The organism is Azonexus sp. IMCC34839 (genome assembly GCF_047047955.1).
GTDB lineage: Bacteria > Pseudomonadota > Gammaproteobacteria > Burkholderiales > Rhodocyclaceae > Azonexus.
Genome location: NZ_CP150631.1, coordinates 3,528,905 through 3,552,711 on the forward strand (window position 1 = coordinate 3,528,905; position 23,807 = coordinate 3,552,711).

The 23,807-nt window shown below is 59.5% G+C and carries 19 protein-coding genes and 2 rRNA genes; 9 read left to right on the forward strand and 12 right to left on the reverse strand.

The features are described 5' to 3' along the window. Nucleotides 1-53 precede the first annotated feature (53 nt). From WIF35_RS17250 to WIF35_RS17275, 6 genes are all read left to right on the forward strand, one after another. Nucleotides 54-2,933 (forward strand): 23S ribosomal RNA (locus tag WIF35_RS17250). Between the two features lie 102 nt (nt 2,934-3,035). Further along, a 5S ribosomal RNA gene (gene rrf, locus WIF35_RS17255) occupies nt 3,036-3,149 on the forward strand. 179 nt (nt 3,150-3,328) lie between these two features. Next, the gene (gene htpG, locus WIF35_RS17260; RefSeq protein WP_412479443.1) at nt 3,329-5,251 is read left to right on the forward strand and encodes a molecular chaperone HtpG; all 1,923 of its coding nucleotides are present in this window, start codon (nt 3,329-3,331) and stop codon (nt 5,249-5,251) included. Nucleotides 5,252-5,331: 80 nt separating this feature from the next. Further along, on the forward strand, nt 5,332-5,559 hold the full coding sequence (locus tag WIF35_RS17265; RefSeq protein ID WP_412479444.1) for a DUF3820 family protein: 228 nt from the start codon (nt 5,332-5,334) through the stop codon (nt 5,557-5,559). A gap of 116 nt (nt 5,560-5,675) precedes the next feature. Next, a complete protein-coding gene (locus tag WIF35_RS17270) occupies nt 5,676-7,460 on the forward strand; it encodes a GspE/PulE family protein (RefSeq protein WP_412479445.1) in 1,785 nt (594 codons plus the stop codon). Nucleotides 7,461-7,623: 163 nt separating this feature from the next. Beyond that, nucleotides 7,624-8,397 (forward strand): MBL fold metallo-hydrolase, encoded by a 774-nt coding sequence (locus tag WIF35_RS17275; RefSeq protein WP_412479446.1) that lies wholly within the window; start codon nt 7,624-7,626, stop codon nt 8,395-8,397. 5 nt (nt 8,398-8,402) lie between these two features. Here WIF35_RS17275 and WIF35_RS17280 read toward each other — a convergent pair whose 3' ends face one another. The 4 genes from WIF35_RS17280 to nth are packed head-to-tail and all read right to left on the reverse strand — an operon-like array spanning nt 8,403 to nt 11,138. Next, nucleotides 8,403-9,050, reverse strand: a complete 648-nt coding sequence (locus WIF35_RS17280; protein ID WP_412479447.1) for a hypothetical protein — start codon at nt 9,048-9,050, stop codon at nt 8,403-8,405. Between the two features lie 21 nt (nt 9,051-9,071). Continuing rightward, nucleotides 9,072-9,503, reverse strand: coding sequence for a DUF1841 family protein (locus WIF35_RS17285; RefSeq protein WP_412479448.1), 432 nt, complete (start codon nt 9,501-9,503; stop codon nt 9,072-9,074). Next, nucleotides 9,496-10,509 (reverse strand): FIST C-terminal domain-containing protein, encoded by a 1,014-nt coding sequence (locus WIF35_RS17290; RefSeq protein ID WP_412479449.1) that lies wholly within the window; start codon nt 10,507-10,509, stop codon nt 9,496-9,498. The genes WIF35_RS17285 and WIF35_RS17290 overlap by 8 nt, the downstream gene beginning before the upstream one ends. After that, complete coding sequence (nth, locus tag WIF35_RS17295) at nt 10,506-11,138, reverse strand: endonuclease III (RefSeq protein ID WP_412479450.1); 633 nt, start codon at nt 11,136-11,138, stop codon at nt 10,506-10,508. The genes WIF35_RS17290 and nth overlap by 4 nt, the downstream gene beginning before the upstream one ends. Before the next feature lie 36 nt (nt 11,139-11,174). On the opposite strand from nth, the gene WIF35_RS17300 reads away from it, so the two are divergent. The 3 genes from WIF35_RS17300 to WIF35_RS17310 all read left to right on the forward strand — a co-directional run bounded on the left by WIF35_RS17300 (nt 11,175) and on the right by WIF35_RS17310 (nt 16,285). Beyond that, nucleotides 11,175-12,638: a diguanylate cyclase gene (locus WIF35_RS17300; RefSeq protein ID WP_412479451.1), complete on the forward strand. Its 1,464-nt coding sequence runs from the start codon at nt 11,175-11,177 to the stop codon at nt 12,636-12,638. A 186-nt stretch (nt 12,639-12,824) separates the two neighbouring features. After that, complete coding sequence (locus WIF35_RS17305) at nt 12,825-13,697, forward strand: cytochrome-c peroxidase (RefSeq protein WP_412479452.1); 873 nt, start codon at nt 12,825-12,827, stop codon at nt 13,695-13,697. Between the two features lie 5 nt (nt 13,698-13,702). Then, a complete protein-coding gene (locus tag WIF35_RS17310) occupies nt 13,703-16,285 on the forward strand; it encodes an EAL domain-containing protein (RefSeq protein WP_412479453.1) in 2,583 nt (860 codons plus the stop codon). On the opposite strand, the gene WIF35_RS17315 is transcribed toward WIF35_RS17310, so the two are convergent. From WIF35_RS17315 to WIF35_RS17350, 8 genes are all read right to left on the reverse strand, one after another. Next, nucleotides 16,247-17,338, reverse strand: a complete 1,092-nt coding sequence (locus WIF35_RS17315; protein ID WP_412479454.1) for an RNA methyltransferase — start codon at nt 17,336-17,338, stop codon at nt 16,247-16,249. The genes WIF35_RS17310 and WIF35_RS17315 overlap by 39 nt on opposite strands. A gap of 8 nt (nt 17,339-17,346) precedes the next feature. After that, nucleotides 17,347-18,036: an electron transport complex subunit E gene (locus WIF35_RS17320; protein ID WP_412479455.1), complete on the reverse strand. Its 690-nt coding sequence runs from the start codon at nt 18,034-18,036 to the stop codon at nt 17,347-17,349. Further along, on the reverse strand, nt 18,033-18,698 hold the full coding sequence (rsxG, locus tag WIF35_RS17325; RefSeq protein WP_412479456.1) for an electron transport complex subunit RsxG: 666 nt from the start codon (nt 18,696-18,698) through the stop codon (nt 18,033-18,035). The genes WIF35_RS17320 and rsxG overlap by 4 nt, the downstream gene beginning before the upstream one ends. Further along, complete coding sequence (locus tag WIF35_RS17330; RefSeq protein WP_412479457.1) at nt 18,695-19,711, reverse strand: RnfABCDGE type electron transport complex subunit D; 1,017 nt, start codon at nt 19,709-19,711, stop codon at nt 18,695-18,697. The genes rsxG and WIF35_RS17330 overlap by 4 nt, the downstream gene beginning before the upstream one ends. Next, complete coding sequence (rsxC, locus tag WIF35_RS17335; RefSeq protein ID WP_412479458.1) at nt 19,711-21,420, reverse strand: electron transport complex subunit RsxC; 1,710 nt, start codon at nt 21,418-21,420, stop codon at nt 19,711-19,713. Before rsxC ends, WIF35_RS17330 begins: the two co-directional genes overlap by 1 nt. Further along, nucleotides 21,420-22,019 (reverse strand): electron transport complex subunit RsxB, encoded by a 600-nt coding sequence (rsxB, locus tag WIF35_RS17340; RefSeq protein ID WP_412479459.1) that lies wholly within the window; start codon nt 22,017-22,019, stop codon nt 21,420-21,422. Before rsxB ends, rsxC begins: the two co-directional genes overlap by 1 nt. Beyond that, nucleotides 22,019-22,603: an electron transport complex subunit RsxA gene (gene rsxA, locus WIF35_RS17345; protein ID WP_412479460.1), complete on the reverse strand. Its 585-nt coding sequence runs from the start codon at nt 22,601-22,603 to the stop codon at nt 22,019-22,021. The genes rsxB and rsxA overlap by 1 nt, the downstream gene beginning before the upstream one ends. Before the next feature lie 73 nt (nt 22,604-22,676). Then, nucleotides 22,677-23,705: a quinone-dependent dihydroorotate dehydrogenase gene (locus tag WIF35_RS17350; RefSeq protein WP_412479461.1), complete on the reverse strand. Its 1,029-nt coding sequence runs from the start codon at nt 23,703-23,705 to the stop codon at nt 22,677-22,679. Between the last annotated feature and the right edge of the window lie 102 nt (nt 23,706-23,807).

The following is a 23,807-nucleotide window of genomic DNA, read 5'->3' on the forward strand; positions in this document are numbered from 1 at the left end:
CAAAGTTTTTTGAGTTGCCTGTAACCGTCTCGCAAGAGACTTCAAGGTTATAGGATCAAGCGACTAAGTGCATGTGGTGGATGCCTTGGCGATCACAGGCGATGAAGGACGTGCAAGCCTGCGAAAAGCGCGGGGGAGTTGGCAACGAAACGTTGATCCCGCGATGTCCGAATGGGGAAACCCACCTCTTTGAGGTATCCCTTGCTGAATACATAGGCAAGGGAGGCGAACCCGGTGAACTGAAACATCTAAGTAGCCGGAGGAAAAGAAATCAACCGAGATTCCCTAAGTAGTGGCGAGCGAACGGGGAAAAGCCTGCTAGTGATAGCAGCTTTGTTAGCAGAACGGAATGGAAAGTCCGGCCGTAGTGGGTGATAGCCCCGTATGCGAAAACATCGCTGTGGTACTAAGTTAGCGAAAAGTAGGGCGGGGCACGTGAAACCTTGTCTGAACATGGGGGGACCATCCTCCAAGGCTAAATACTCGTGATCGACCGATAGTGAACCAGTACCGTGAGGGAAAGGCGAAAAGAACCCCGGGAGGGGAGTGAAATAGAACCTGAAACCGCATGCATACAAACAGTGGGAGCCTCCTTGTGGGGTGACTGCGTACCTTTTGTATAATGGGTCAGCGACTTACGTTGTGTTGCGAGCTTAACCGAATAGGGGAGGCGTAGCGAAAGCGAGTCTGATAAGGGCGTTTAGTAGCACGGCGTAGACCCGAAACCGGATGATCTATCCATGGCCAGGATGAAGGTGCCGTAACAGGTACTGGAGGTCCGAACCCACTAATGTTGAAAAATTAGGGGATGAGCTGTGGATAGGGGTGAAAGGCTAAACAAATCCGGAAATAGCTGGTTCTCCCCGAAAACTATTTAGGTAGTGCGTCTTATATCACTTCCGGGGGTAAAGCACTGTTATGGCTAGGGGGTCATCGCGACTTACCAAACCATGGCAAACTCTGAATACCGGAAAGTGCGAGTAAGGCAGACAGACAGTGGGTGCTAACGTCCATTGTCAAGAGGGAAACAACCCAGACCGCCAGCTAAGGTCCCCAAGACACAGTTAAGTGGGAAACGAGGTGGGAAGGCATAGACAGCTAGGAGGTTGGCTTAGAAGCAGCCACCCTTTAAAGAAAGCGTAATAGCTCACTAGTCGAGTCGTCCTGCGCGGAAGATGTAACGGGGCTCAAACTGTGCACCGAAGCTGCGGATATCGAAAGATATGGTAGGGGAGCGTTCTGTAGGTCTGTGAAGGTGTCTTGTAAAGGATGCTGGAGATATCAGAAGTGCGAATGCTGACATGAGTAGCGATAAAGCGGGTGAAAGGCCCGCTCGCCGAAAGCCCAAGGTTTCCTACGCAACGTTCATCGGCGTAGGGTGAGTCGGCCCCTAAGGCGAGGCTGAAAAGCGTAGTCGATGGGAAACAGGTCAATATTCCTGTACCGATTCTAGATGCGATGTGGGGACGGAGAAGGTTAGGTCAGCCATCTGTTGGAATAGGTGGTTTAAGCGTGTAGGAGTGTCCCTTAGGCAAATCCGGGGGAATTATCTGAGGCGTGATGACGAGGCACTACGGTGCTGAAGTGATTGATACCAAGCTTCCAGGAAAAGCCACTAAGCTTCAGTCTAGAATCGACCGTACCGCAAACCGACACAGGTGGGCAGGATGAAAATTCTAAGGCGCTTGAGAGAACTCAGGAGAAGGAACTCGGCAAATTGACACCGTAACTTCGGGAGAAGGTGTGCCCCGGTAGGTTGTAGAGCCTCGCGCTCGAAGGCCGATGGGGTTGCAGTGAAATGGTGGCTGCGACTGTTTAATAAAAACACAGCACTCTGCAAACACGAAAGTGGACGTATAGGGTGTGACGCCTGCCCGGTGCTGGAAGATTAAGTGATGGGGTGCAAGCTCTTGATCGAAGTCCCAGTAAACGGCGGCCGTAACTATAACGGTCCTAAGGTAGCGAAATTCCTTGTCGGGTAAGTTCCGACCTGCACGAATGGCGTAACGATGGCCACACTGTCTCCTCCTGAGACTCAGCGAAGTTGAAATGTTTGTGAAGATGCAATCTCCCCGCGGCAAGACGGAAAGACCCCATGAACCTTTACTGCAGCTTTGCATTGGACTTTGAACCGGTTTGTGTAGGATAGGTGGGAGACTGTGAAACCTGGACGCTAGTTCAGGTGGAGTCGTCCTTGAAATACCACCCTGATTTGTTTGAGGTTCTAACCTAGGCCAGTGAATCCTGGCCGGGGACCGTGCATGGTAGGCAGTTTGACTGGGGCGGTCTCCTCCCAAAAGGTAACGGAGGAGTACGAAGGTACGCTTAGGGCGGTCGGACATCGCCCATAAAGTGCAATGGCAAAAGCGTGCTTGACTGCGAGACCCACAAGTCGAGCAGGTGCGAAAGCAGGTCATAGTGATCCGGTGGTTCTGTATGGAAGGGCCATCGCTCAACGGATAAAAGGTACTCTGGGGATAACAGGCTGATACCGCCCAAGAGTTCATATCGACGGCGGTGTTTGGCACCTCGATGTCGGCTCATCTCATCCTGGGGCTGTAGCCGGTCCCAAGGGTATGGCTGTTCGCCATTTAAAGAGGTACGTGAGCTGGGTTTAAAACGTCGTGAGACAGTTTGGTCCCTATCTGCCGTGGGCGCTGGATATTTGAAGGGGGCTGCTCCTAGTACGAGAGGACCGGAGTGGACATTCCTCTGGTGTACCGGTTATGACGCCAGTCGTATCGCCGGGTAGCTATGAATGGAAGAGATAAACGCTGAAAGCATCTAAGCGTGAAACTCGCCTTAAGATGAGATATCCCGGAGTCTTGAACTCCCTAAAGGGTCGTCGAAGACCACGACGTTGATAGGTCAGGTGTGGAAGCGCAGTAATGCGTTAAGCTAACTGATACTAATTGCCCGTGCGGCTTGATCCTATAACCTTGAACAACAAGCAATTCAAAAAACACAATCACAACATACCTTCTTACACCGTTTTGCGTTTGGCGCTCTCAACAGCGACAAACACACAAGTTACGCTTGGCGGCAATAGCCTTCTGGACCCACCCCTTCCCATCCCGAACAGGACCGTGAAACAGATGAGCGCCAATGATAGTGAGCACCTCGCTCGCGAAAGTAGGTCACCGCCAGGCTCCCCATTCAAAAGCCCCCTCAGCACAACGCTGCAGGGGGCTTTGTCGTTCACGCCAACAATTCATCGCAGATTTAAAAAAGAAAATTCAATTCAGATCGCTTCAGGGCTTGAAATCTCACGCAGGGACACCATCTAGAAGCTCACCTTTTGTCGTTATCTCGATTGGGAGTTTCAAGCATGTCCGAGTCCGCTACCGCTAATCGCGAGACCCTCGGCTTCCAGACGGAAGTCAAACAACTGCTGCATCTGATGATTCACTCCTTGTACAGCAACAAGGAGATTTTCCTGCGCGAGTTGGTGTCGAACGCCTCCGATGCCTGCGACAAGCTTCGTTTCGAAGCGCTGAACAACAATGCCTTGTACGGCGACGATGGCGACCTGAAGATTCGTGTCGCTTTCGACAAGGAGGCGCGCACGATCACCATTTCCGATAACGGTATCGGTTTGTCGCGTGACGAAGCGATTGCCCATCTGGGGACCATTGCCAAGTCGGGCACCAAGGAGTTCTTCTCGGCGCTGACTGGCGATCAAGCCAAGGATGCCCATCTAATCGGGCAGTTTGGCGTCGGTTTCTACTCTTCCTTCATCGTTGCCGACAAAGTGACGGTGATTTCCCGCCGTGCCGGTCTCGAAACGGGCCAGGCCGTAAAATGGGAGTCGGCTGGCGAAGGCGATTACACCGTCGAAATTGTCGAAAAAACCGGCCGCGGTACCGATGTCATCCTGCATCTGCGCGATGGCGAAGACGATTTCCTGAATGCCTGGCGTCTGAAGTCCATCATCCGCAAGTATTCCGACCATATCACCCTGCCCATCGTGATGAAGAAGGAGGAGTGGGACAAGGACAAGGGTGAGCAGGTCATCACCGACGAGGACGAGACGGTCAACCAGGCCAACGCCCTGTGGGCTCGCAGCAAGTCGGAAATCGACGACGAGCAGTACAAGGAGTTCTACAAGCACGTCGCTCACGACTTCGAGGATCCGCTGTGCTGGACGCACGCCCGTGTCGAAGGCAAGCAGGAATACACGCAGCTCCTCTATGTTCCGTCGCGCGCCCCGTTCGATATGTGGGATCGCAACGCCCGCCATGGCGTGAAGCTTTATGTCCGCCGTGTCTTCATCATGGACGACGCCGAGAAGCTGATGCCGCTCTATCTGCGCTTCGTGCGCGGGGTGGTCGATTCGGCTGATCTGCCGCTCAACGTGTCGCGCGAGATCCTGCAGGAATCCAAGGACATCGACAACATTCGTTCCGGTTGCACGCGCAAAGTGCTCTCCATGCTGGAGGGGCTGGCCAACAGCGACGATGCCGCCGACAAGGAAAAGTACGCCCAGTTCTGGGAGGCATTCGGTAGCGTACTGAAGGAAGGTGTCGGCGAAGATGCCGCCAACAAGGACAAGATCGCCAGCCTGCTGCGTTTCGCCTCTACCCATGGTGACGGTGAAAAACAGGTCGTCTCTCTGGCCGACTACATCGCTCGCATGAAGGAAGGCCAGGAGAAGATCTACTACGTTACGGCAGAAACCTTCAACGCCGCCAAGAACAGCCCGCATCTGGAAATCTTCAAGAAGAAGGGTATCGAGGTGCTGCTCTTGTCCGACCGCGTCGACGAGTGGGTCGTGGGCCATCTGACCGAGTTCGAAGGCAAACAGTTGCAGTCGGTGGCCAAGGGCGGTCTTGACCTCGGCAAGCTGGAGGATGAGGAAGAGAAGAAGGAAGCCGAGAAAGCGGCCGACGAGTTCAAGGAACTGATCGAGAAGGTCAAGACTTCGCTCGGCGACAAAGTGAAGGATGTTCGCATCACGCATCGCCTAACCGATTCGCCTTCCTGTCTGGTGGCCGATGAATACGATCCGTCCGGCAACCTGGCGCGTCTGCTCAAGGCGGCCGGCCAGAAGGCACCGAATGCCAAGCCGATTCTTGAAATCAATCCGCAGCACCCGGCGGTGATGCGCTTGAAATACGAGGAAGGTCGTTTCGACGACTGGGCGGCCTTGCTGTTCGAACAGGCCACGTTGGCCGAAGGCGGCCAGCTCGACGATCCGGCCGGCTTCGTCAAGCGTATCAACGATCTGATGCTGGCGCTTTCCGGCAAGTAAGTCGGCCTCCGCGCCAATTGAGAAGCCGCCTGAGGGCGGCTTCTTTCATTTTTGGCGCCGCGCAAGCACAATGCGCGACCATGAAGCCCGAAGACCTCGAATTGCTGGTAACGCGCACCATGCCTTTCGGCAAGCACGCTGGCTGCGTGATTGCCGACCTGCCGCCCAATTATCTCGGCTGGTTTGCCCGCGAGGGTTTTCCGCCGGGGGAAATCGGGCGCTTGCTGCAACTGATGTACGAGATCGACCACAACGATCTGAAGTTCTTGTTGAAGCCGTTGCGGCCGCATTCCCGCGAAAAAGCGTGACTGCTGCGGTGCACGTGCCAAAAAGGCGAAAAACCAAGCGCAAGAACGGTGTAAATCGAGGAAAACCGCGCTGCCAGTGACTTTAGCCTTGCTGTCGGCATGCTATATTGCCCGCCATGAATAATCAGACTGTCAATGAGCATCGCCTGGCGCTTTCCGAGGTTCTCGACTGGATGGTCGAGGATGGCCTGGTTGAGCGGGATATCGCCGAGGCCTTGAAAGTGGAGCGCCGTCTGCACGGCGGCAAGATCCATCCGCTGGTCGTTATCGCCGACCAGAAGTGGCGGTCGAACAAGCCACCAGTTCGCTTGCTCAATCTCGAAAACCTGACCGAGTGGCTAGCTGCCAAGACGGGTCTGGATTATCTGCATATCGACCCATTGAAGATCGATTTCACCGGGGTTGCCGACGTGATGTCCAGCGCGTATGCCGGGCGCTTCGGCATCCTGCCGGTGCAGGTGACGACGCGCGAAGTCGTGATCGCCACCGCCGAACCCTTCGTCCGCGAATGGGTCGAGGAACTGAAGCCCATCCTGCGCAAGGAAATTCGCCGGGTGATGGCGAATCCGGAGGATATCAGCCGCTACCTCGTCGAGTTCTTCAGCCTGGCCAAATCGGTCAAGAAGGCCGCGGCGCGGGGCGAGGTGACCTCTGGTCTGTCGAGCTTCGAGCAGTTGGTCGAACTGGGCAAGGGCAACAAGCAATACGACGCCAACGACCAGCACATCATCCATATCGTCGATTGGTTGTGGCAATACGCCTTCGATCAACGGGCTTCCGACATCCACATCGAGCCGCGGCGCGATATCGGCATCGTGCGTTTTCGTATCGACGGCGTGCTGCATCAGGTCTACCAGATTCCGATGGCGGTCATGAACGCCATGACCAGCCGGATCAAGCTGCTCGGTCGCATGGACGTCATCGAGAAGCGCCGGCCGCAGGATGGCCGGATCAAGACTCGTACTCCGGACGGGCAGGAAGTCGAACTGCGTTTGTCGACCCTGCCCACCGCCTTCGGTGAAAAGCTGGTCATGCGTATCTTCGACCCCGAGGTGCTGGTCCGCGATTTTCGTTCGCTCGGTTTTTCCGAAGACGACCAGATGCGCTGGCAGCAGATGACCAAGTCGCCCAACGGCATCGTCCTGGTCACCGGGCCGACCGGTTCCGGTAAAACGACCACGCTGTACACGACGCTCAAGCAACTGGCGACGCCGGAGGTCAACGTGTGCACCATCGAGGATCCGATCGAAATGGTCGAATCCTCGTTCAACCAGATGCAGGTCAATCACGCCATCGACCTTGAATTTTCCGATGGCGTGCGTGCGTTGATGCGCCAGGATCCCGACATCATCATGATCGGCGAAATCCGCGACCTGGAGACTGCTGAAATGGCCGTCCAGGCGGCGTTGACTGGTCATTTGGTGCTGTCGACCCTGCACACCAACGACGCCCCTTCGGCGATTACCCGTCTGCTCGATCTCGGTGTTCCGGCCTATCTGATCAACTCGACCCTGCTCGGCGTCATGGCGCAGCGTCTGGTGCGTACCCTGTGTCCGCACTGCAAGAAGGCGGCGCCAATTACCGAAGAGCAGCGTGCGGCCTGGCGTGCACTGGTGGCGCCTTGGAAATCGGGTGAGCCCGCTCAACTCTGGCAGCCAGTCGGTTGTCTGGAATGCCGCATGACCGGCTATACCGGGCGGGTCGGCCTCTACGAAATCCTGCTCAACTCGTCGGAGATCCGCAAGATGATCAAGCCGCTGAGCGATATTCCCAAGCTGCGCGAGCAGGGCTACCGCGAAGGCATGCGTCCGCTACGCATTTCCGGGGCGCTGAAGGTGGCGCAGGGGCTGACGTCGCTCGAGGAAGTGATCAAGGTGGCGCCGCCGGCCGACGATGTGTGAGTCGTCTGACGGTTATTTTCACGGGATATTGTTTCGTCATTGATGAACGACTGGTCACTATTGACCCAATGAATGCGAAAAAACTCACGGAATCTAGTTCTTCCGTACTAGTCATTGCCTGACAATCTGTAGATAATGTGACCCCTTGTCATAAGGGGTTAATATGGCCGTCGAACTATTCAATGATGGTAATCACATCGTCCACGCGTTCTATGATCTGGTCGACGACTCGGCCGCCGGCGCGGTCCAGGCCAACCAGTTCCTGATTGCGGATCACGGCCATGGCGCCCTGATCGACCCGGGCGGCAACATGACCTATACCGGGTTGCTGATGGACATGCAGAAGTATTTCTCGTCCAAGGATCTCGATTACATCCTCGCCTCGCACCCGGACCCGGACATCATCGCCTCCGTGAACAAGTGGTTCGTCGCCTCGCACTGCAAGGTCATGATCTCCAGCCTGTGGACCCGCTTCGTTCCCCATTTCACTACTGGCAAGGACGTTTCCGACCGCATCCTCGGTATTCCGGACCAAGGTGCCGTGATCAAGCTCGGCCAGTGCAAAGTGCTCGCTCTACCGGCGCATTTCATGCACGCCGAAGGTAATTTTCAGTTCTACGATCCGGTTTCCAAGATTCTTTTCTCGGGCGACCTCGGCGCTTCCCTGGTGCCGCACGAGCAGGCGGCCGAGCCGGTTACCGACTTTTCCAGCCATACCCGCTACATGGAAGGTTTTCACCGTCGCTACATCGTGTCGCGCAAGGTGTGCCGCTTCTGGGCCAACATGGTGCGCCAGCTCGACATCGATCAGATCGTGCCGCAGCACGGCTCGCGCTTCGTCGGCAAGCAGGCGGTCGAGGACTTCATCAGCTGGGTCGAAAGCCTGGAGTGCGGGGTGGATCTGATGACCCAGAACAACTATCAGGTTCCGAACTGACCGCTTTAGTAATCAGCGAGGCCTGGTTGTCCGACGAAAGGCGGTATGCGGCCAACCAGGCTTTCCAGCAGGACCAGTTCGGCATCGCGGTGATTGCGAACGCGGGCCGCTAATAATGCCTGCTTCCCGCTCGTCGGCAGGAAAATCGGTCGGTCGTGGTGTTCCGTCTGGATGCGTTCGATGACTTCTGCCTGGCGTAGAGGGCGCACTTCCGCTTCACCGTAGCAGAGGCAGAAATACACGCCTTTAGCATCGGCCTCGATGTAGCAGCCTGTTCCCCGGATGCCGATGGTGGCGGTCGGGGTCTCGATCTGCTTCTCTCCTTTGCCGAAAACCGAAAGCAGTTTTCCCGTCAGAATGCGCAGACCATAGCGCAACTTGTCGCCAGTTAGCGTCACCGACGAGCGCTCGCGGAGCAGGTAAGCATCCTGGCCGACGACATAGACAGCTTCAGCATCTACCCCGGTGCTGACCGTATCTCCAGGTTGGATGCTTTGGCCGGGCCTGGCGGGTCGCCCGTTGATGAAAACGGGACCATGAAACCGAACTAGCCCGGCCTTCGCCTTGTCATCGCCCCAGGCTGGGCGCAAGGAGAGCCAGGCGGGGAGCAGGCTCCAGCCCAGCAGTTGTTTGATGACGTTGCGTCTGCGCATCTTGCTCTACAACGGTCGATTTCAGATCTGGCTGGCCTTGCGGCGAACGGCATCGACGTAGGCCAGCGCATCCATCGCTTGCCCTTGGCTCTGGGCGCGCCAGATCGTTTCTCCGAGGCATTCGAGCAACACGTGTTCGGCATCGTGCGGCTCCATGCGGGCGCGCAGGCTGTCGAAAGCCGCGCGAATCCCCGGTGGCTGGTCGATGCTGACCTGCTCGTGAATAGCCAGGTGCAGGGAGAGGTGCAGGAAGGGGTTCATCTCGCCGCCTTCGGGAACCCAATCCTTGCCCAGTGCCTTTTCGGCATCGGCCAGCAAGGCGTGGTATTCCGGGTGGCGGGCGGCAATGTCGGCAGCCGTGACTTCGGCGCCGACCAACGGCAGGCGTTCGACGTGTTTTCTCCAGGCGTCGCAGAAAAACTGGCGGACCTGGTCGCGTGTGGGATTAAACATCTGGACTTTCGAAAAGTACGGTCAGAGCCGTATTGTGGAACAGGTGGTTGACCTTGGCGGCGGGAACGATCTGCCCGGTACCGTAGGCGCCGATCAGCGGCAAGCCGGGGAAGCATTCGACGTAGGCCTGGAGGTCGCGATCTTCGTTGCCATAGAACAAGGGGCCGCGCCCGATGCAGGAAAACATCAGCCCGAATTTTGGCTTTTTTTGCCCGTGCACCGCAGCAGTCAGCGCGCTGCGCATTTCGCTCTCGGCGTAGAGCGCTTGGCGCATGCACCAGGTCAGTTTTTCGCCGGCTTCGATCTCGTCGGCCAGCGTCAGCGAGCCGTCGCCATTGATTGAGAGCAGGGAAATCGCTGGCAGGCCTTCGCCTCGGCTCAAGGCGAGTGCATGCAAAGGTGGACGCTCGCGCATTTCAGGTGGCAAGGCGCGCAGCAAGCTGTCGGCCGCCGTATGGCCGCCAAGACACTGCAGATCGTAGCCTGCGCTGCTCTCGACGGTTTGGGCGTCGCCAAGCGGGCGCAAGCCGGGGCAGACGATGGGGTGGGCGTGCAGCCCATCAAGCAGTAAATCCGATAGCGCGCTCTGATCGATGCGGCCGTGGCTCCAGGTCGTCGCCTCGCTATCGAGCAGGCCGGCGCGCGCCCGGTCGTCCTGCCAGTCATACGGCAGGCGGCTGTGGCCGCTGAAAGAGATACGCAGGTCGCCGGTCGACTTGACCGCTCGTGGACCGAGAACCAGTGCGGCGGCGGCCGGCTGATCGGTACGCCAGCCCGCTTCGGTGAACACGCCGCTGGCCGTACAACCCGCAACCTGCAGGCAGCCAGCCGTGCGCGCGGCCGCGAGAACCGCCGCCTGGGCGTGGCGCTGGAAATCGCGGGTCAGGAACAAGAGGACGTTGGCGGCTTGCTCGAGTTCGGCTTTTTCCAGGGCCTGGCGAACGGCGATGGCGGCGAGTTCTGCCGTCACCTCCGGGGAAGAGGCCAGACCGCTGGCGACCTTCATACCGTCTTGCCCTTGAAGCGGCACAGGTCCACAACCACGCAGCGTGCGCATTCCGGCTTGCGTGCCTTGCACACATAGCGGCCATGCAGGATGAGCCAGTGGTGGGCATCCTTCTTGAATTCCTCCGGGGTGACGCGCAGCAGCTTCTGTTCGACTTCCAGCACCGTCTTGCCGGGCGCCAGCCCGGTCCGGTTGCCCAAGCGGAAGATGTGGGTGTCGACGGCGATGGTCGGCTGGCCGAAAGCAGTATTCAGCACGACGTTCGCCGTCTTGCGCCCAACGCCGGGCAGGGCTTCTAGCGCCTCGCGCGCCTGCGGCACCTCGCCGCCATGCTGCTCGACCAGGATGCGGCAGGTCGCGATGACATTCTTGGCCTTGGTGCGGTAGAGGCCGATGGTCTTGATGTACTCGGTCAAGCCTTCCTCACCCAGTGCCAGCATGCTGAAGGCATCGGGAGCCACCGGAAAGAGGCGGACAGTGGCCTTGTTGACCCCGACGTCGGTCGCCTGCGCCGACAAGATTACTGCGATCAGCAACTGAAACGGCGTCGCATAATGAAGTTCGGTCGTCGGCGCCGGGTTGGCGTCGCGCAAACGGGAGTAGAACTGCTCGATATCGATTTTTTTCACTGGCTTGATGGTAACCGGATTGTCACAGACAGCAGAATGCGCGATATTGCAAAAAACGCAATTTTACCTGACAGAGAGAGCGGGTTTTTGATGACAAATCATCCCGAGAAGAACCAGATCGATCTGGCGCAACTGGTTGAAGTCAATCCGGTGGCTACCATCGTCATCGATGCGCAGCATCGCGTCTTGTACTGGAATCGGGCCTGCACGCAGCTGACCGGCCTCTCAGCCAGCGAGGTCGTTGGCACCACCGAACAATGGCGTGCGTTCTACGACAGGCCACGCCCTATCATGGCCGATCTGATCATTGATGACGCATCGACCGAGAATATCGCCAGCCTCTATCCCGGGAAATTCTGGCATTCGACAACCGTCGAAGGGGCCATCGAAGCCGAAGACTTCTTTCCGGCATTCGGTGATGGAGGACGCTGGTTATGTCTGACTGCTATGGCGGTACGCGATAGCGCGGGTCAGGTGATCGGGGCCATTGAAACCATATTGGATGTGACTGACCGGCGACGTTCCGAAGCCGCATTGCGGGAGAGCGAGGCCTATCTGGCGCAGATTGTGGATGGCTCTTCAGTCGCGACCCTGGTGATCGATGCCAAACACCGCGTTACGCACTGGAATCGGGCGTGTGAGGCGATGACCGGTGTTCCATCCAGCGGGATTGTCGGAACCTCGGAACAATGGAGAGCCTTTTATCCCTCTAAACGGGCCATCATGGCCGATCTGGTACTGGAAGGGGCGAACGATGCAGATGTAGATCGCCTCTATCATGGCCGTTTTCGTCCCTCCTTGCTTGTTCCCGGCAGCTACGAAGCGGAAGACTTCTTCCCTCATTTTGGCGATGGTGGGCGATGGCTCTATTTCACGGCAGCGCCTCTACGCAACGCACAGGGCGAAGTGGTCGGTGCCATCGAAACCCTTCAGGACGTTACCGAGCGACGCCTTGCCGAGGAAGCGCTGCGTGACAGCGAGGAGCGCTATCGTCGTCTGAGCCAGGTTGATCCCTTGACCGGTTTGTTCAATTCCCGCCAATTGCACGAACAGCTACGGGGCGAACTTGAACGCGCCGGACGTTACCATCGCCCGTTGTCGCTGATGATGCTCGACTGCGATCATTTCAAGCGGATCAACGACAGCTATGGTCACCTTGAAGGTGACCGGGTGTTGCAATGCCTTGCTCAGGTCATTCGCCATACGCTGCGCGGCAGTGACCACGCTTATCGTTATGGTGGTGAAGAGTTTGTCGTGTTGATGCCTGAGACCGGATTGTCGGCGGCAACTCACCTGGCCGAGCGTCTGCGTGAAGGATTTGCCGCCAAGGTTCTGGAAACGGGAAGTGGGCAGCAGCTGAGGTGTACCGTCAGTATCGGGGTGGCGGAGCTGATCGACGGCGAGGATGAATTGTCACTGTTGCGCCGAGCTGACGACGCAGGCTACGAAGCCAAGCGCCGCGGCAGGAATTGCGTGGTGCTGGCCGAGACCACTGTTTAAAAAATATTCCACTGAGAATAGTAGATAATTCTAACTATGAGTCGTGTGGATTTTCGCCCGCTGCTGGTGGTGGCAGCATTGATCGCAGTTGTTGTCTGGTTGACGCTTTCCGGGCGAGATGAATCTTTCCCGTTGGGGGCTCCTAGTCGTAGCAGTGTCGTGCCTGCCGATGGCATGCAGCCTGTCTTGCCGCTCCAAGCATTCGACGACCTCATCCCAGGGCAGGTGGCGCTAGGCGAACAATTGTTCAGCGACACGCGCCTCTCCGACAATCTCACGGTCGCCTGCATATCCTGTCATGATCCCGCCAAGGGTGGGGTTGATGGCCTGCAATTCTCGGCAGGGATCGGTGGCGCTGTCGGAGGCATCAACGCGCCTTCGGTCTTGAACGCTGCCTATAACCTGGCTCAATTCTGGGATGGGCGGGCATCCAGCCTGGAAATACAGGCCGCCGGACCGATCCACAATCCCTTGGAAATGGGTTCGAACTGGGGACAGGTGCTCAGCCGCCTGCGCGAGGACAAAGGATTGGTCGAGCGCTTTTCCAGAGCTTACCCGGATGGCCTGACCGCCGACAATGTTGCGCATGCCATCGCAACTTACGAGCGCTTTCTGGTAACGGCCAACGGTCGTTTCGACCGCTATTTGAAGGGTGAGAAACAACTGCTGACGCCAATCGAAATCGACGGCTATCGACGTTTTCGCGAATACGGCTGTGCCAGCTGTCATCAAGGCATGCTGCTCGGTGGCAACATGTACCAGAAGTTCGGGGTGATGGGCGACTACTTCGCCGGGAGGAGCGTAACCAAGGAAGACCTTGGGCGCTACAACGTAACCCAGCGCGAAGAGGACCGCCATGTCTTCAAGGTGCCGAGCCTGCGCAACGTCGAACTGACGGCACCTTACTTCCACGATGGCTCGGCACCGACCCTGGAGTCGGCAGTATCCGTCATGGGGCGATATCAGTTGGGGCGCGACCTGTCGACACAGGATATCCAGGCGATTGTCGCTTTCCTGAAAACCCTGAGCGGCCCGGTACCGCAAGCGGTGCAACCATGACGATCATGTCTGGCCCTGTGGAACACCAGCGCCGGGTTTTCGCCATCGCTGTCTTCGCCATCCTGATCGGCCTGCTGACCTGGCTGTATATCCGGGCGGATCAAGTTTCACCAGAACAACACTATCGCTACATGCTGACCCTGCGCCATGTGCAGGAGGCGGACATCGAACTCAATTCGGCGGTCGTAGCCAACTACGCCAACCTCTTGCAGAACTACGATCCGGTGCTTCGCCACCTGCAGGAAATTCGTGATGAACGCGCCAATTTGTTGCGTCTGCCATCGTCCTTGCCGGCTTCGCACAAGCGGCAGCTGGGGCAAAAAATCGAGCAGTTGATCGCAGCGCAGAAAGCCAAGGAAGATGATGTCGATCGCTTCCAGCGGACGCACGCCATCCTGCGAAACTCCGAGGCATATTTCCCTCGGGTGGCCGAGGATTTGCTGTTTCACAAGAGCGCCCATGGCGATCAATTGCAGGCTTTCGTCCGCAAGATCCTGTCTGTTTCCACGGGAAGCCGCAGCGTGGAGACCGAGAGTCTGCCGGAGGAAATTCGACAACTGCGTACTTCGACCTGGCGAGGTGAAAGTGCGCTGCTGCTCAACCAGTTACTGATACACGCCGGGCTGATCGTCGAACGTCGGCCAGCAGTCGATGCCTTGGTCAGCGGTATCGTGACGGCACCGACCGGTGTGCTGGCCGAGGAGATCACCCATCTCTACATCCAGGCACACGAACAGGCACAGCAGGTTGCTACGACGTATCGCGGGCTGCTTTATGGCATAGCGATGTTGTTGGCGCTATACATGATTTATGCCGTTTTCCGTATGCGCCAGGATGCCCAGGCGCTGACGCAGGCCCATGCCGCTCTGGAGGAGCGCTACGAGGCGCAACGCCGGACCGAGGGCGAGTTGGCGCTCTATGCCAACGTGTTCAGCAATGCTGCCGAGGGAATGACGATCACCGATGCCAGCGGGGCGATCGTTGCCGTCAATCCGACCTTCTGCCGGATTACCGGCTACGAGCCTGTCGATGTCCTGGGCAAGAAACCCGGAATGCTCAGTTCCGGCCGCCAGTCCAGGGACTTCTATCAGGCCATGTGGAACGAATTGCTCGACAAGGGACACTGGCAAGGTGAAATCTGGAATCGGCGCAAGGATGGGGGCATCTATCCGGAGTGGCTGTCGATATCTGCCGTCTACAACGATGCCGCCCAGGTGACGCATTACATCGGCGTCTTCCAGGATATTTCCGAGCGCAAACAAAGCGAAGCGCGCATCCATCATCTGGCGCACCACGATGCACTGACAGGCTTGCCTAACCGCCTCTTGCTCGAGGATCGCCTGAATCAGGGAATGCTCAAATCGAAACGGAACAAGAAATCGATGGCTATCGTTTTCATCGATCTCGACCGCTTCAAGAACATCAACGATACGCTGGGCCACGAGATGGGCGACAAACTGCTGATCCAGGCAGCCCAGCGCGGCCTCGGCGTGCTGCGCGATACCGATACCTTATCGCGCCAGGGGGGGGACGAGTTTGTTGCTGTCTTGCCCGAGCTGGAGCACCGGCAGGATGCGACGCATGTGACCCGCAAGCTGCTGGCGGCCATCTGCCAACCCTACCAGCTGGCCGGGCATCAACTGACGGTCAGCGGTAGCGCCGGCATCGCGCTCTATCCGGACGACGGCGAAACGGTATCCGAATTGCTGCGCAAGGCCGATGCCGCGATGTATCGCGCCAAGGACGAGGGGCGTAATACCTTCCGCTTCTTCTCTTCAGAAATCAATACCGCTTCGCTGGGCGAACTGCTGCTGGAAAACGACCTGCGCGGTGCGCTGGAGCGCAACGAACTGGTGCTGCACTATCAGCCGAAGATCGATGCCTTGAGCGGCGAGATCGTCGGTGCCGAAGCCTTGATGCGCTGGCAGCATCGCGAACAGGGATTGATTCCGCCCGGACGTTTCATCCCACTCGCCGAGGAAAGCGGGCTGATCGAAAAATTCGGCCAATGGACCATTGAGACCGTCTGTGCGCAACAGCGTCGCTGGCTCGATGCCGGGGTGCTGGCGGTGCCGATTGCAGTCAATATCTCGGCCAACCAGTTCGCGCGTGCCGATTTTCCGAACATGGTCGCCCATTGCCTGGCCGAACACGGCATTCCGCCGCAGTTGCTGGAGCTGGAATTGACCGAATCGATGCTGATGCGCAACTCCAGTCATACGATCCAGGTCTTGCAGACCCTGCGCAAACTGCACATTCAGTTGTCGATCGACGATTTCGGTACGGGCTATTCGTCCCTGAGTTACCTGAAACAATTCCCGGTCCAGACGCTCAAGATCGACCGTTCTTTCGTCTGCGAAATCGACGAGAGCGGCGAGCGCGTGCGCTTGGCTTCAGCCATCATCGCGATGGCTCACGAGCTCGATATGCAGGTCGTTGCCGAGGGGGTGGAAACCGAGGCGCAACGCGATTACTTGCGCGAGCATGGTTGCGACCAGTTCCAGGGTTTCCTGTTTGGCCGGCCCCAACCGGTCGAAGCGTTGGCAGAGCTACTGGCCGGTCGTCGTCTTGAGGGGCTGGACGGCTGAGCGTCGTCCCTTAGGCTGCAACAGGACGGGCTGGGCTGCGGTCGTCTTTTCGCCCAGCATACGGGCACGCAATTGGCCGCAGCCACCATCCACATCCTGCCCGGCGGAGTTGCGCAGCTTGGTCAGGATGCGCTGTCGATTCAGTTTTTCCGCCAGCGCAGCGATTCTTTCCGGCGCCGGGCGGCGGTAGGGCAAGCCGTCAATGCTGTTGAACGGGATCAGGTTCATCATCGCGTACTTGCCGGTGAGCAGGCGGATGATGCCGTCCATTTCCTCTTCGCTGTCGTTGATGCCCTCGATCAGCGTCCATTGATACTGGATTGGGTAGCCGGTGTTTCTCGCGTAAATTTCGGCCAACTCGACCAGTTCGGCTGGATCGATGGGCGGGGCCTTGGGCAGCAACTCGGCACGCAGTTTGGCGCGGGTCGAGTGCAAGGAGACGGCGAGTGCCGGTTTGACCGACTGCTGCGGTAGACGCTCGAAAACGCGCAAATCTCCAACGGTCGAGAAGACCAGGTTCTTGTGCCCGATGTTGCCATAGGTGCCGAGCGTATCGATGGCTTCCAGCACGTTGTCGATGTTGTGCGACGGTTCGCCCATGCCCATGAAGACGACGCGGCGCACCGGGCGGCGTTGGCGGGCGAGGGCCACCTGCGCCACCATTTCGCCGCTGCTCACCTGGCGCAACAGGCCGCTCTTGCCGGTCATGCAGAAAACACAGCCGACCGCGCAGCCGACCTGGGTCGAGACGCATACGCCCTCGCGCGGCAGCAGCACGCTTTCTACCGTCTGGCCGTCGCCCAGTTCGACCAGCAGGCGGGCCGAACCATCTTCGCCAAGGTGTTCCGAGCGGACGCGGGCGAGATGTGCCAGATCGTTGCTCAGCGCCGGCAGGGCCTGGCGGATCGGCAGCGGCAGAAAATCCTCGGCGCGTTGACGCTTCGTACCGTGATCGAGCGCTTTACCTTGCGTCCAGGCGCGCAGGATACGCTCGGCGTGACAATCCTTGGCGCCGATCTCGTGCAGCGTCTGGCGTATGCGTGCGACTTGCAAGGCGGGGCTTAGTGGCAGCCGGCGGTGGCGACGGGCTCGGGCGGCTTCAGCTTGGCGCGTTCGGCAGCCTTGGCGTCCATCCAGTTCTTCCAGGCGATCATGCAGCCGAGCAGGATGAAGGCACCCGGCGGCAGCAGGGCGAGCAGGAAGCCGGGATAGCTTTCCGGCAGCAACTGGATCGGTTGCAACGAGGGGAAGACCATGTCGATGCCGCCCAGTATGGTGCCGTTGCCCAGAAGTTCGCGCATGGCTCCGAGCAGACCCAGCGTCCACAACATGCCGACACCCATGAAGACGCCGTCGAAGGTGGAGTGCAGCGGCGGGTTCTTGGCGGCGAAGGCTTCGACGCGGGCGAGCACGATACAGTTGGTGACGATCAGCGGAATGAAGATGCCGAGCACCAGATAGAGTTCGTGCAGGTTGGCGTTAAACAGCAGATCGACCACCGTGACCAGCGCGGCGACGATCAGGATGAACACCGGGATGCGGATTTCGTGCGGAATCAGGTTGCGCAGCGAGGCGACGGCAAAGTTGGACATCGCCATGACCAGGATGGTGGCCAGCGACAGCATGATGCCGTTGACCGCATTGGTGGTCACCGCCAGCAAGGGGCACAGGCCGAGGATCTGGGCGATCGAGGTGTTCTGCTTCCAGATGCCGTTGTGGGCGATGGTCTTGAATTCGTCACGGGTGATCATTTTCCGGCTCCCGTTGCGGCAAACAGCGAATCGCGGTTGGCGGCGAACCACTTCACCGCCTTGAATACGGCCTTGGACACGGCGCGCGGGGTGACGGTTGCACCGGCGTAGTAGTCGAGCGCGCCGCCATCCTTCTTGACCTTCCAGTCCTTGTCGGCAATCTGGCCGAGCGCCATGCCGTTGAACTGGGTGATCCAGGGACGGGCCTTGTTCTTGTCCTTCTTGACTTCGACATAATCGCCCAGGCCCGGCGTTTCCTTGTGTTGGGTGACACGCACGCCGGCGACGCTGCCATCGGCGCGCACGGCGAGGATCAGGCGAACCTTGCCGGCGTAGCCGTCCGGTGCCACGGCTTCGAAAACGGCGGCGACCGGCTGTCCTTCCTTGCGGGCGAGATAGACGGTGCTGTCTTCGGCCAGGCCGAGTTCGGCGGTCGGGGGCAGGGGCACGGCGTCCTGCAGCAACTGGTTGTCGTAATCGCTGCGCGGCAGCACCTCGTCGACCAGCTTCATCTTGGCCTCGGCAGCCGAGGCTTCGAGCGCCGGCTTGGTCCACAAATAAGCGCCTGACAGCAGGCCGGTGAAGATGATGACGAACACGAACAGGATCGCTGCAGTCCGTATGGCCATGCCCTGGGCGGAGAAGATTTTCGCTTCGCTCATGCCTTGTCCTTCATGCCGAAGATGGCCGGCTGGCTGAGGTAATCGATCAGCGGGGCACAGAGGTTCATCAGTAGCACGGCAAAGGCGACGCCATCCGGATAGCCGCCAAAGACGCGGATGATGTAGGCAAGCAGGCCGGCGCCGGCGCCGAAGATCAGCTTGCCGCGTGGCGTCGTGCAGCCGGAGACCGGGTCGGTGGCGATGAAGAAGGCACCGAGCATTGCACCGCCGGAAAGCAGGTGGAAGAGCGGGCTGGCGAACTGGGCCGGGTTGTACAGCCACAGGACACCGGAAATCAGCAGCAAAGCACCGAGGAAGGCGGCCGGCACCTGCCAGGTGATGATCTTGCGATGCCACAGCCACAGGCCTCCCAGCAGGTAGCCAGCGGAGACCCACTCCCAGCCGCGGCCGGCAAAGTTGCCGTAAATGTCCTGGTTGGCCAACAGGCTGGCAACGTCGACATTCCCTTCGCCCAATTTCAGCGCCGTTTTCATCGCATCCAGCGGAGTAGCGCCGGAGAGTGCATCGACCCGCTGCATCCAGCCGAGGATGACGTTCATCTGGTCGACCAGACCCAGTTTCAAGCCGACACTCGGCCATTGCGACATCAGCGCCGGGAAGGCGACGATGCACACGGCGAAAGCGACCATGGCCGGGTTGAAGGGGTTTTGGCCGAGGCCGCCGTAAAGGTGTTTGGCGACGACGATGGCGAATACGGTGCCGGTCACCACCAGCCACCACGGGGCGAGCGGCGGGAAGGTCAAGGCGATCAGCCAGCCGGTGACGATGGCCGAGCCGTCGGTCAGGAACATCAGCAAGGGTTTGCCGCGTATCTTCAACATCACGGCTTCGGCGGCCAGCGCAGCGAACGTGGCGACCACGATCTGAACCAGGATGGCCGGGCCGACCAGGCTGGCGTAGGCAGCGATGCCCGGAATCAGGGCGACGCACACCTGCGTCATGACCTGGCTGACGCTGGTGTCCTTGAGCAGGAAAGGAGCGGGTGCAAACATTATTCGGTCTTCTCGGCAGGCGGTGCGTCGGCAATACCGGCCGCTTCGCGACGGGCGTCGACGGTGGCGACCTCGCGCTGTTGTTCCGGGGTCAGGGCTTCAGTGTTCTTTGGCTGGGCGGCTTCGCGTTGCGCTTTGGCACGAGCCATGGCGGCTTCGATGGCGGCCTTTTTTGCCTCTTTTTCGCTGTCCACCGCAGCAGTGGCTGCTGGCGCTTCGCCAACTGGCGAAGCACCGGACTCGCCGGCAGCGGCTGCCTCGGCCGCCTTCTTGGCGGCTTGGGCTGCAGCTGCCTTGGCCAGTTTCTCGGCCTTTTCCGACTTTTCGCGTTCCTCGCGGAACTGCTTGAACTCGAAACGCGTCTTGGCCTGGTCAGCCGCATTTTTTTCGCGTTCGCGCGCCCAGATTTCGCTCTTGGCGAAACGGAAATACTGGACGAGCGGAATGCGCGACGGGCAGACGAAGGAGCAGCAGCCGCACTCGATGCAATCGAAGATGTGGTACTCCTGGGTCTTGCCGAAATTCTTGGCGCGGGCGAACCAGTACATCTCGAACGGTTGCAGCTCGTGCGGGCAGGCGCGGGCGCAGGAGCCGCAGCGGATGCACGGCATTTCCGGCGCCTTGGGCGGGAACAGGCGATCGTCGTGGGCGATCAGGCAGTTGGTCGCCTTGACCACCGGCACGCTCGGTTCCGGCACCAGGAAGCCCATCATCGGGCCACCCATGATGATGCCGTCGGTGTCCGGATGCGGTGTTGCCAGCTTGAGCAACTCGTCCATCGGGGTGCCGATCAGCACTTCGTAGTTGCGCGGGTGATGCACGTTGCCGGTGACCGTGACCAGACGCGATACGACCGGCTCGCCGTGCGCGATGGCGCGCCAGGCGGTGTAGGCAGTGGCGACGTTGAAGCACTGCACGCCGAGATCGGTCGAACGCTTGGCGGCCGGGACTTCCTTGCCGGTCAGCACGCGGATCAATTGCTTGGCGCCGCCGGCCGGGTAGAGCGTCGGCACCTGGACGACGAGAAAAACCTCGCCGATTGCCTTGACGGCGGCGCGCATGGCCTCGGCTGCTTCCGGCTTGTTGTCCTCAATGCCGATCAGCACCTTCTGCGGTTGCAGCAGATCGCGGAAGACGGCAATGCCGCGTACGACCTCCTCGGCGCGTTCGCGCATCAGCAGGTCGTCGCAGGTGATGAAGGGCTCGCACTCGGCGCCGTTGATTACCAGTTCTTCCATCGGCACCGTCTTCGACGGCGTCAGCTTGCCGTGAGTCGGGAACACCGCGCCGCCCAGGCCGACGACGCCGGATTGTTGCAGGTATTCACGCACCGCTTCCGGCGTGGCGTTGGCGTAGTCGAAAGGCTGGCGTTCGATCCATTCGTCCTTACCATCCGGCTCGATGACCACGCACAGGGCATCGAGGCCAGACGGGTGCGGCTGCACATGCATGCCGACGTCGAGCACGGTGCCCGAAGTCGGCGCATGGATGGCAGCTGAAATCCAACCGTCGGCCTCGCCGATCAACTGGCCCTTCAGCACCTTGTCGCCAACCTGTACGACCGGGCGCGGCGTGCCGCCGATGCTCTGGTGCAGGGGCACGACGAGGCGCGATGGCATCGGTGCGACGGCGATCGGCTGGGTGACGGATTGCGTCTTGTTGGTCGGCGGTTTGACGCCGCCCTTGAACTTGAACAGGTTCATCAGCATTACGCGGCCTCTTTTATGCCACCGGGCCCACCGGTGGTGGTATCCCTTGCGGACAGCGGTGAGGCCTTGATCTCGACGACCGGGTATTTCCACTTCCAGTTATCGATGTTTTCGGCGATCGGTTCCATGCGGATGCACTCGACCGGGCAGGGCGGCAGGCACAGTTCGCAGCCCGTACATTGCTGGGCAATGATGGTGTGCATCTGCTTGGCGGCACCGACGATGGCATCGACCGGGCAGGCCTGGATGCACAGCGTGCAACCGATGCAGGTGTTCTCGTCGATGATGGCGATCTGCTTCGGTTTTTCCTCGGCATCGAGCGGCTTGGCTTCGCGGCCGAGCAGGTCGGCCAGGCGCTGTACGCCCTCGACGCCGCCCGGCGGGCACTTGTTGATTTCCTCACCGTTGGCGATGGCCTCGGCGTAGGGCTTGCAGCCGGGATAGCCGCACTGGCCGCATTGCGTTTGCGGCAGGATGGCTTCGATTTTTTCGACCAGCGGGTCGCCTTCGACCTTGAACTTGATCGAGGCGTAGCCCAGTGCGGCGCCCAGTACGACGGCGCCCAGGGCCATGATGGCGATGGCAAGCAGGAGTTCCATTATTGATACTTGTCCAGACCGGCGAAGCCCATGAAGGCCAGCGCCATCAGGCCGGCAGTGACCATGGCGATGGCCACGCCGCGGAAATAGACCGGTACCTCGGCGCCCTCGATACGTTCGCGGATGCCGGCGAAGAGAATCAGGACCAGCGAGAAACCAACCGCACTACCCGCGCCGAAGAGCAGGGAGTCGACAAAGTTGTAGCCGTTGCTGATATTGAGCAAGGGCACGCCGAGCACGGCGCAGTTGGTGGTGATCAGCGGCAGATAGATGCCCAGCGTCTGCTGCAGTGCCGGCGAGGTCTTGGCGATGACCATTTCGGTCAGCTGCACGATGGCCGCGATGGTGACGATGAAGGACAGCGTGCGCAGGTATTCCAGCCCGAAAGGCATCAGCAGGAAGTGGTCGATGATGTAGCTCGCCCCGGTCGCCATGGTCAGCACGAAAGTGGTGGCGGCGCCCATGCCGTAGGCGGTTTCCAGCTTCTTGGAAACACCCATGAAGGGACAGAGGCCCAGGATTTTCACCAGGACGACGTTGTTGACCAGAACAGCGCCGACGAGGATAAACAGGTAGTGGCTCATAGCAGGGCTGGGAGGAAGAGGCCGATATTATCCGGCTTTGTCATAAGCCGGACAACCGAGCCTCCTTATGACCTCATTGGTTTTTCCGCATCATTTTAGCGAGCGTATCCGCCACTTCGCTGACCAGATCGGGGCCGCGGTAGATGAAGCCGCTGTAGAACTGAACCAGCGAGGCCCCGGCCTTGATCTTCTCGGCCGCGTCTTCGCCACCCAGGATGCCGCCGACGCCGATGATCGGCAGTTCGCCGGCCAGTGCGGTGGACAGCTTCTTCAGTACTGCGGTGGACTTGGCAAAAACCGGTTTTCCCGAGAGGCCGCCGGTTTCGTCGGCGTTGGGCAGACCTTCGACGCCTTCGCGCGACAAGGTGGTGTTGGTCGCGATCACCGCATCGAAGCGGTGGCGGCGCAGCGCATCGGCGATGGCGGTGATCTGCGTGTCGTCGAGATCGGGGGCGATCTTCAGCGCCATTGGCACGTACTTGCCGTTCTTGTCGGCCAGTTCCAGTTGGCGGGCCTTCAGTTGCGACAGCAGGTCGTCGAGTGCCTCGTCCTTCTGCAATTCGCGCAGGTTCTTGGTGTTCGGCGACGAGATGTTGACCGTGACGTAGCTGGCGTCGTTATAGACCTTGTCCAGGCAGATCAGGTAGTCGTCGGCCGCCTTCTCGATGGGCGTGGTGGCGTTCTTGCCGATGTTGATGCCGAGGATGCCACCCTTTTTCGGGAATTCGGCCGCGCGGACGTTCTCCAGCAGCTTGTCGACGCCGGCGTTGTTGAAGCCCATGCGGTTGATGATGCCTTGCGCTTCCGGAATGCGGAACAGGCGCGGCTTCGGGTTGCCATCCTGCGGGCGCGGCGTGATCGTGCCGATTTCGATGAAGCCGAAGCCGAGTTTGGCCAGGCCGTCGATGTGGTCGCCGTTCTTGTCCAGGCCGGCGGCAAGGCCGACCGGATTGGGAAATTTCAGGCCCATGACCTCGACCGGGCAAGGGGCGACCGGCTTGGCCATCAGGCAGGCGGCGCGATCGATGCCCAGCATGCCGATGCCGTGCGCGGTTTCAGCATCGAGGGAGAAAAAGAATTTGCGGATGAGTGGATAGAGCATAGTGGGCGCGATTTTACCGCATCGCAGCACGGCTTTCCTGTCGGTTAACCGCAGTTTTCTTGATCTGGATGGCTGTTTTGCTCCCGGGTCATCCTGCCGTCG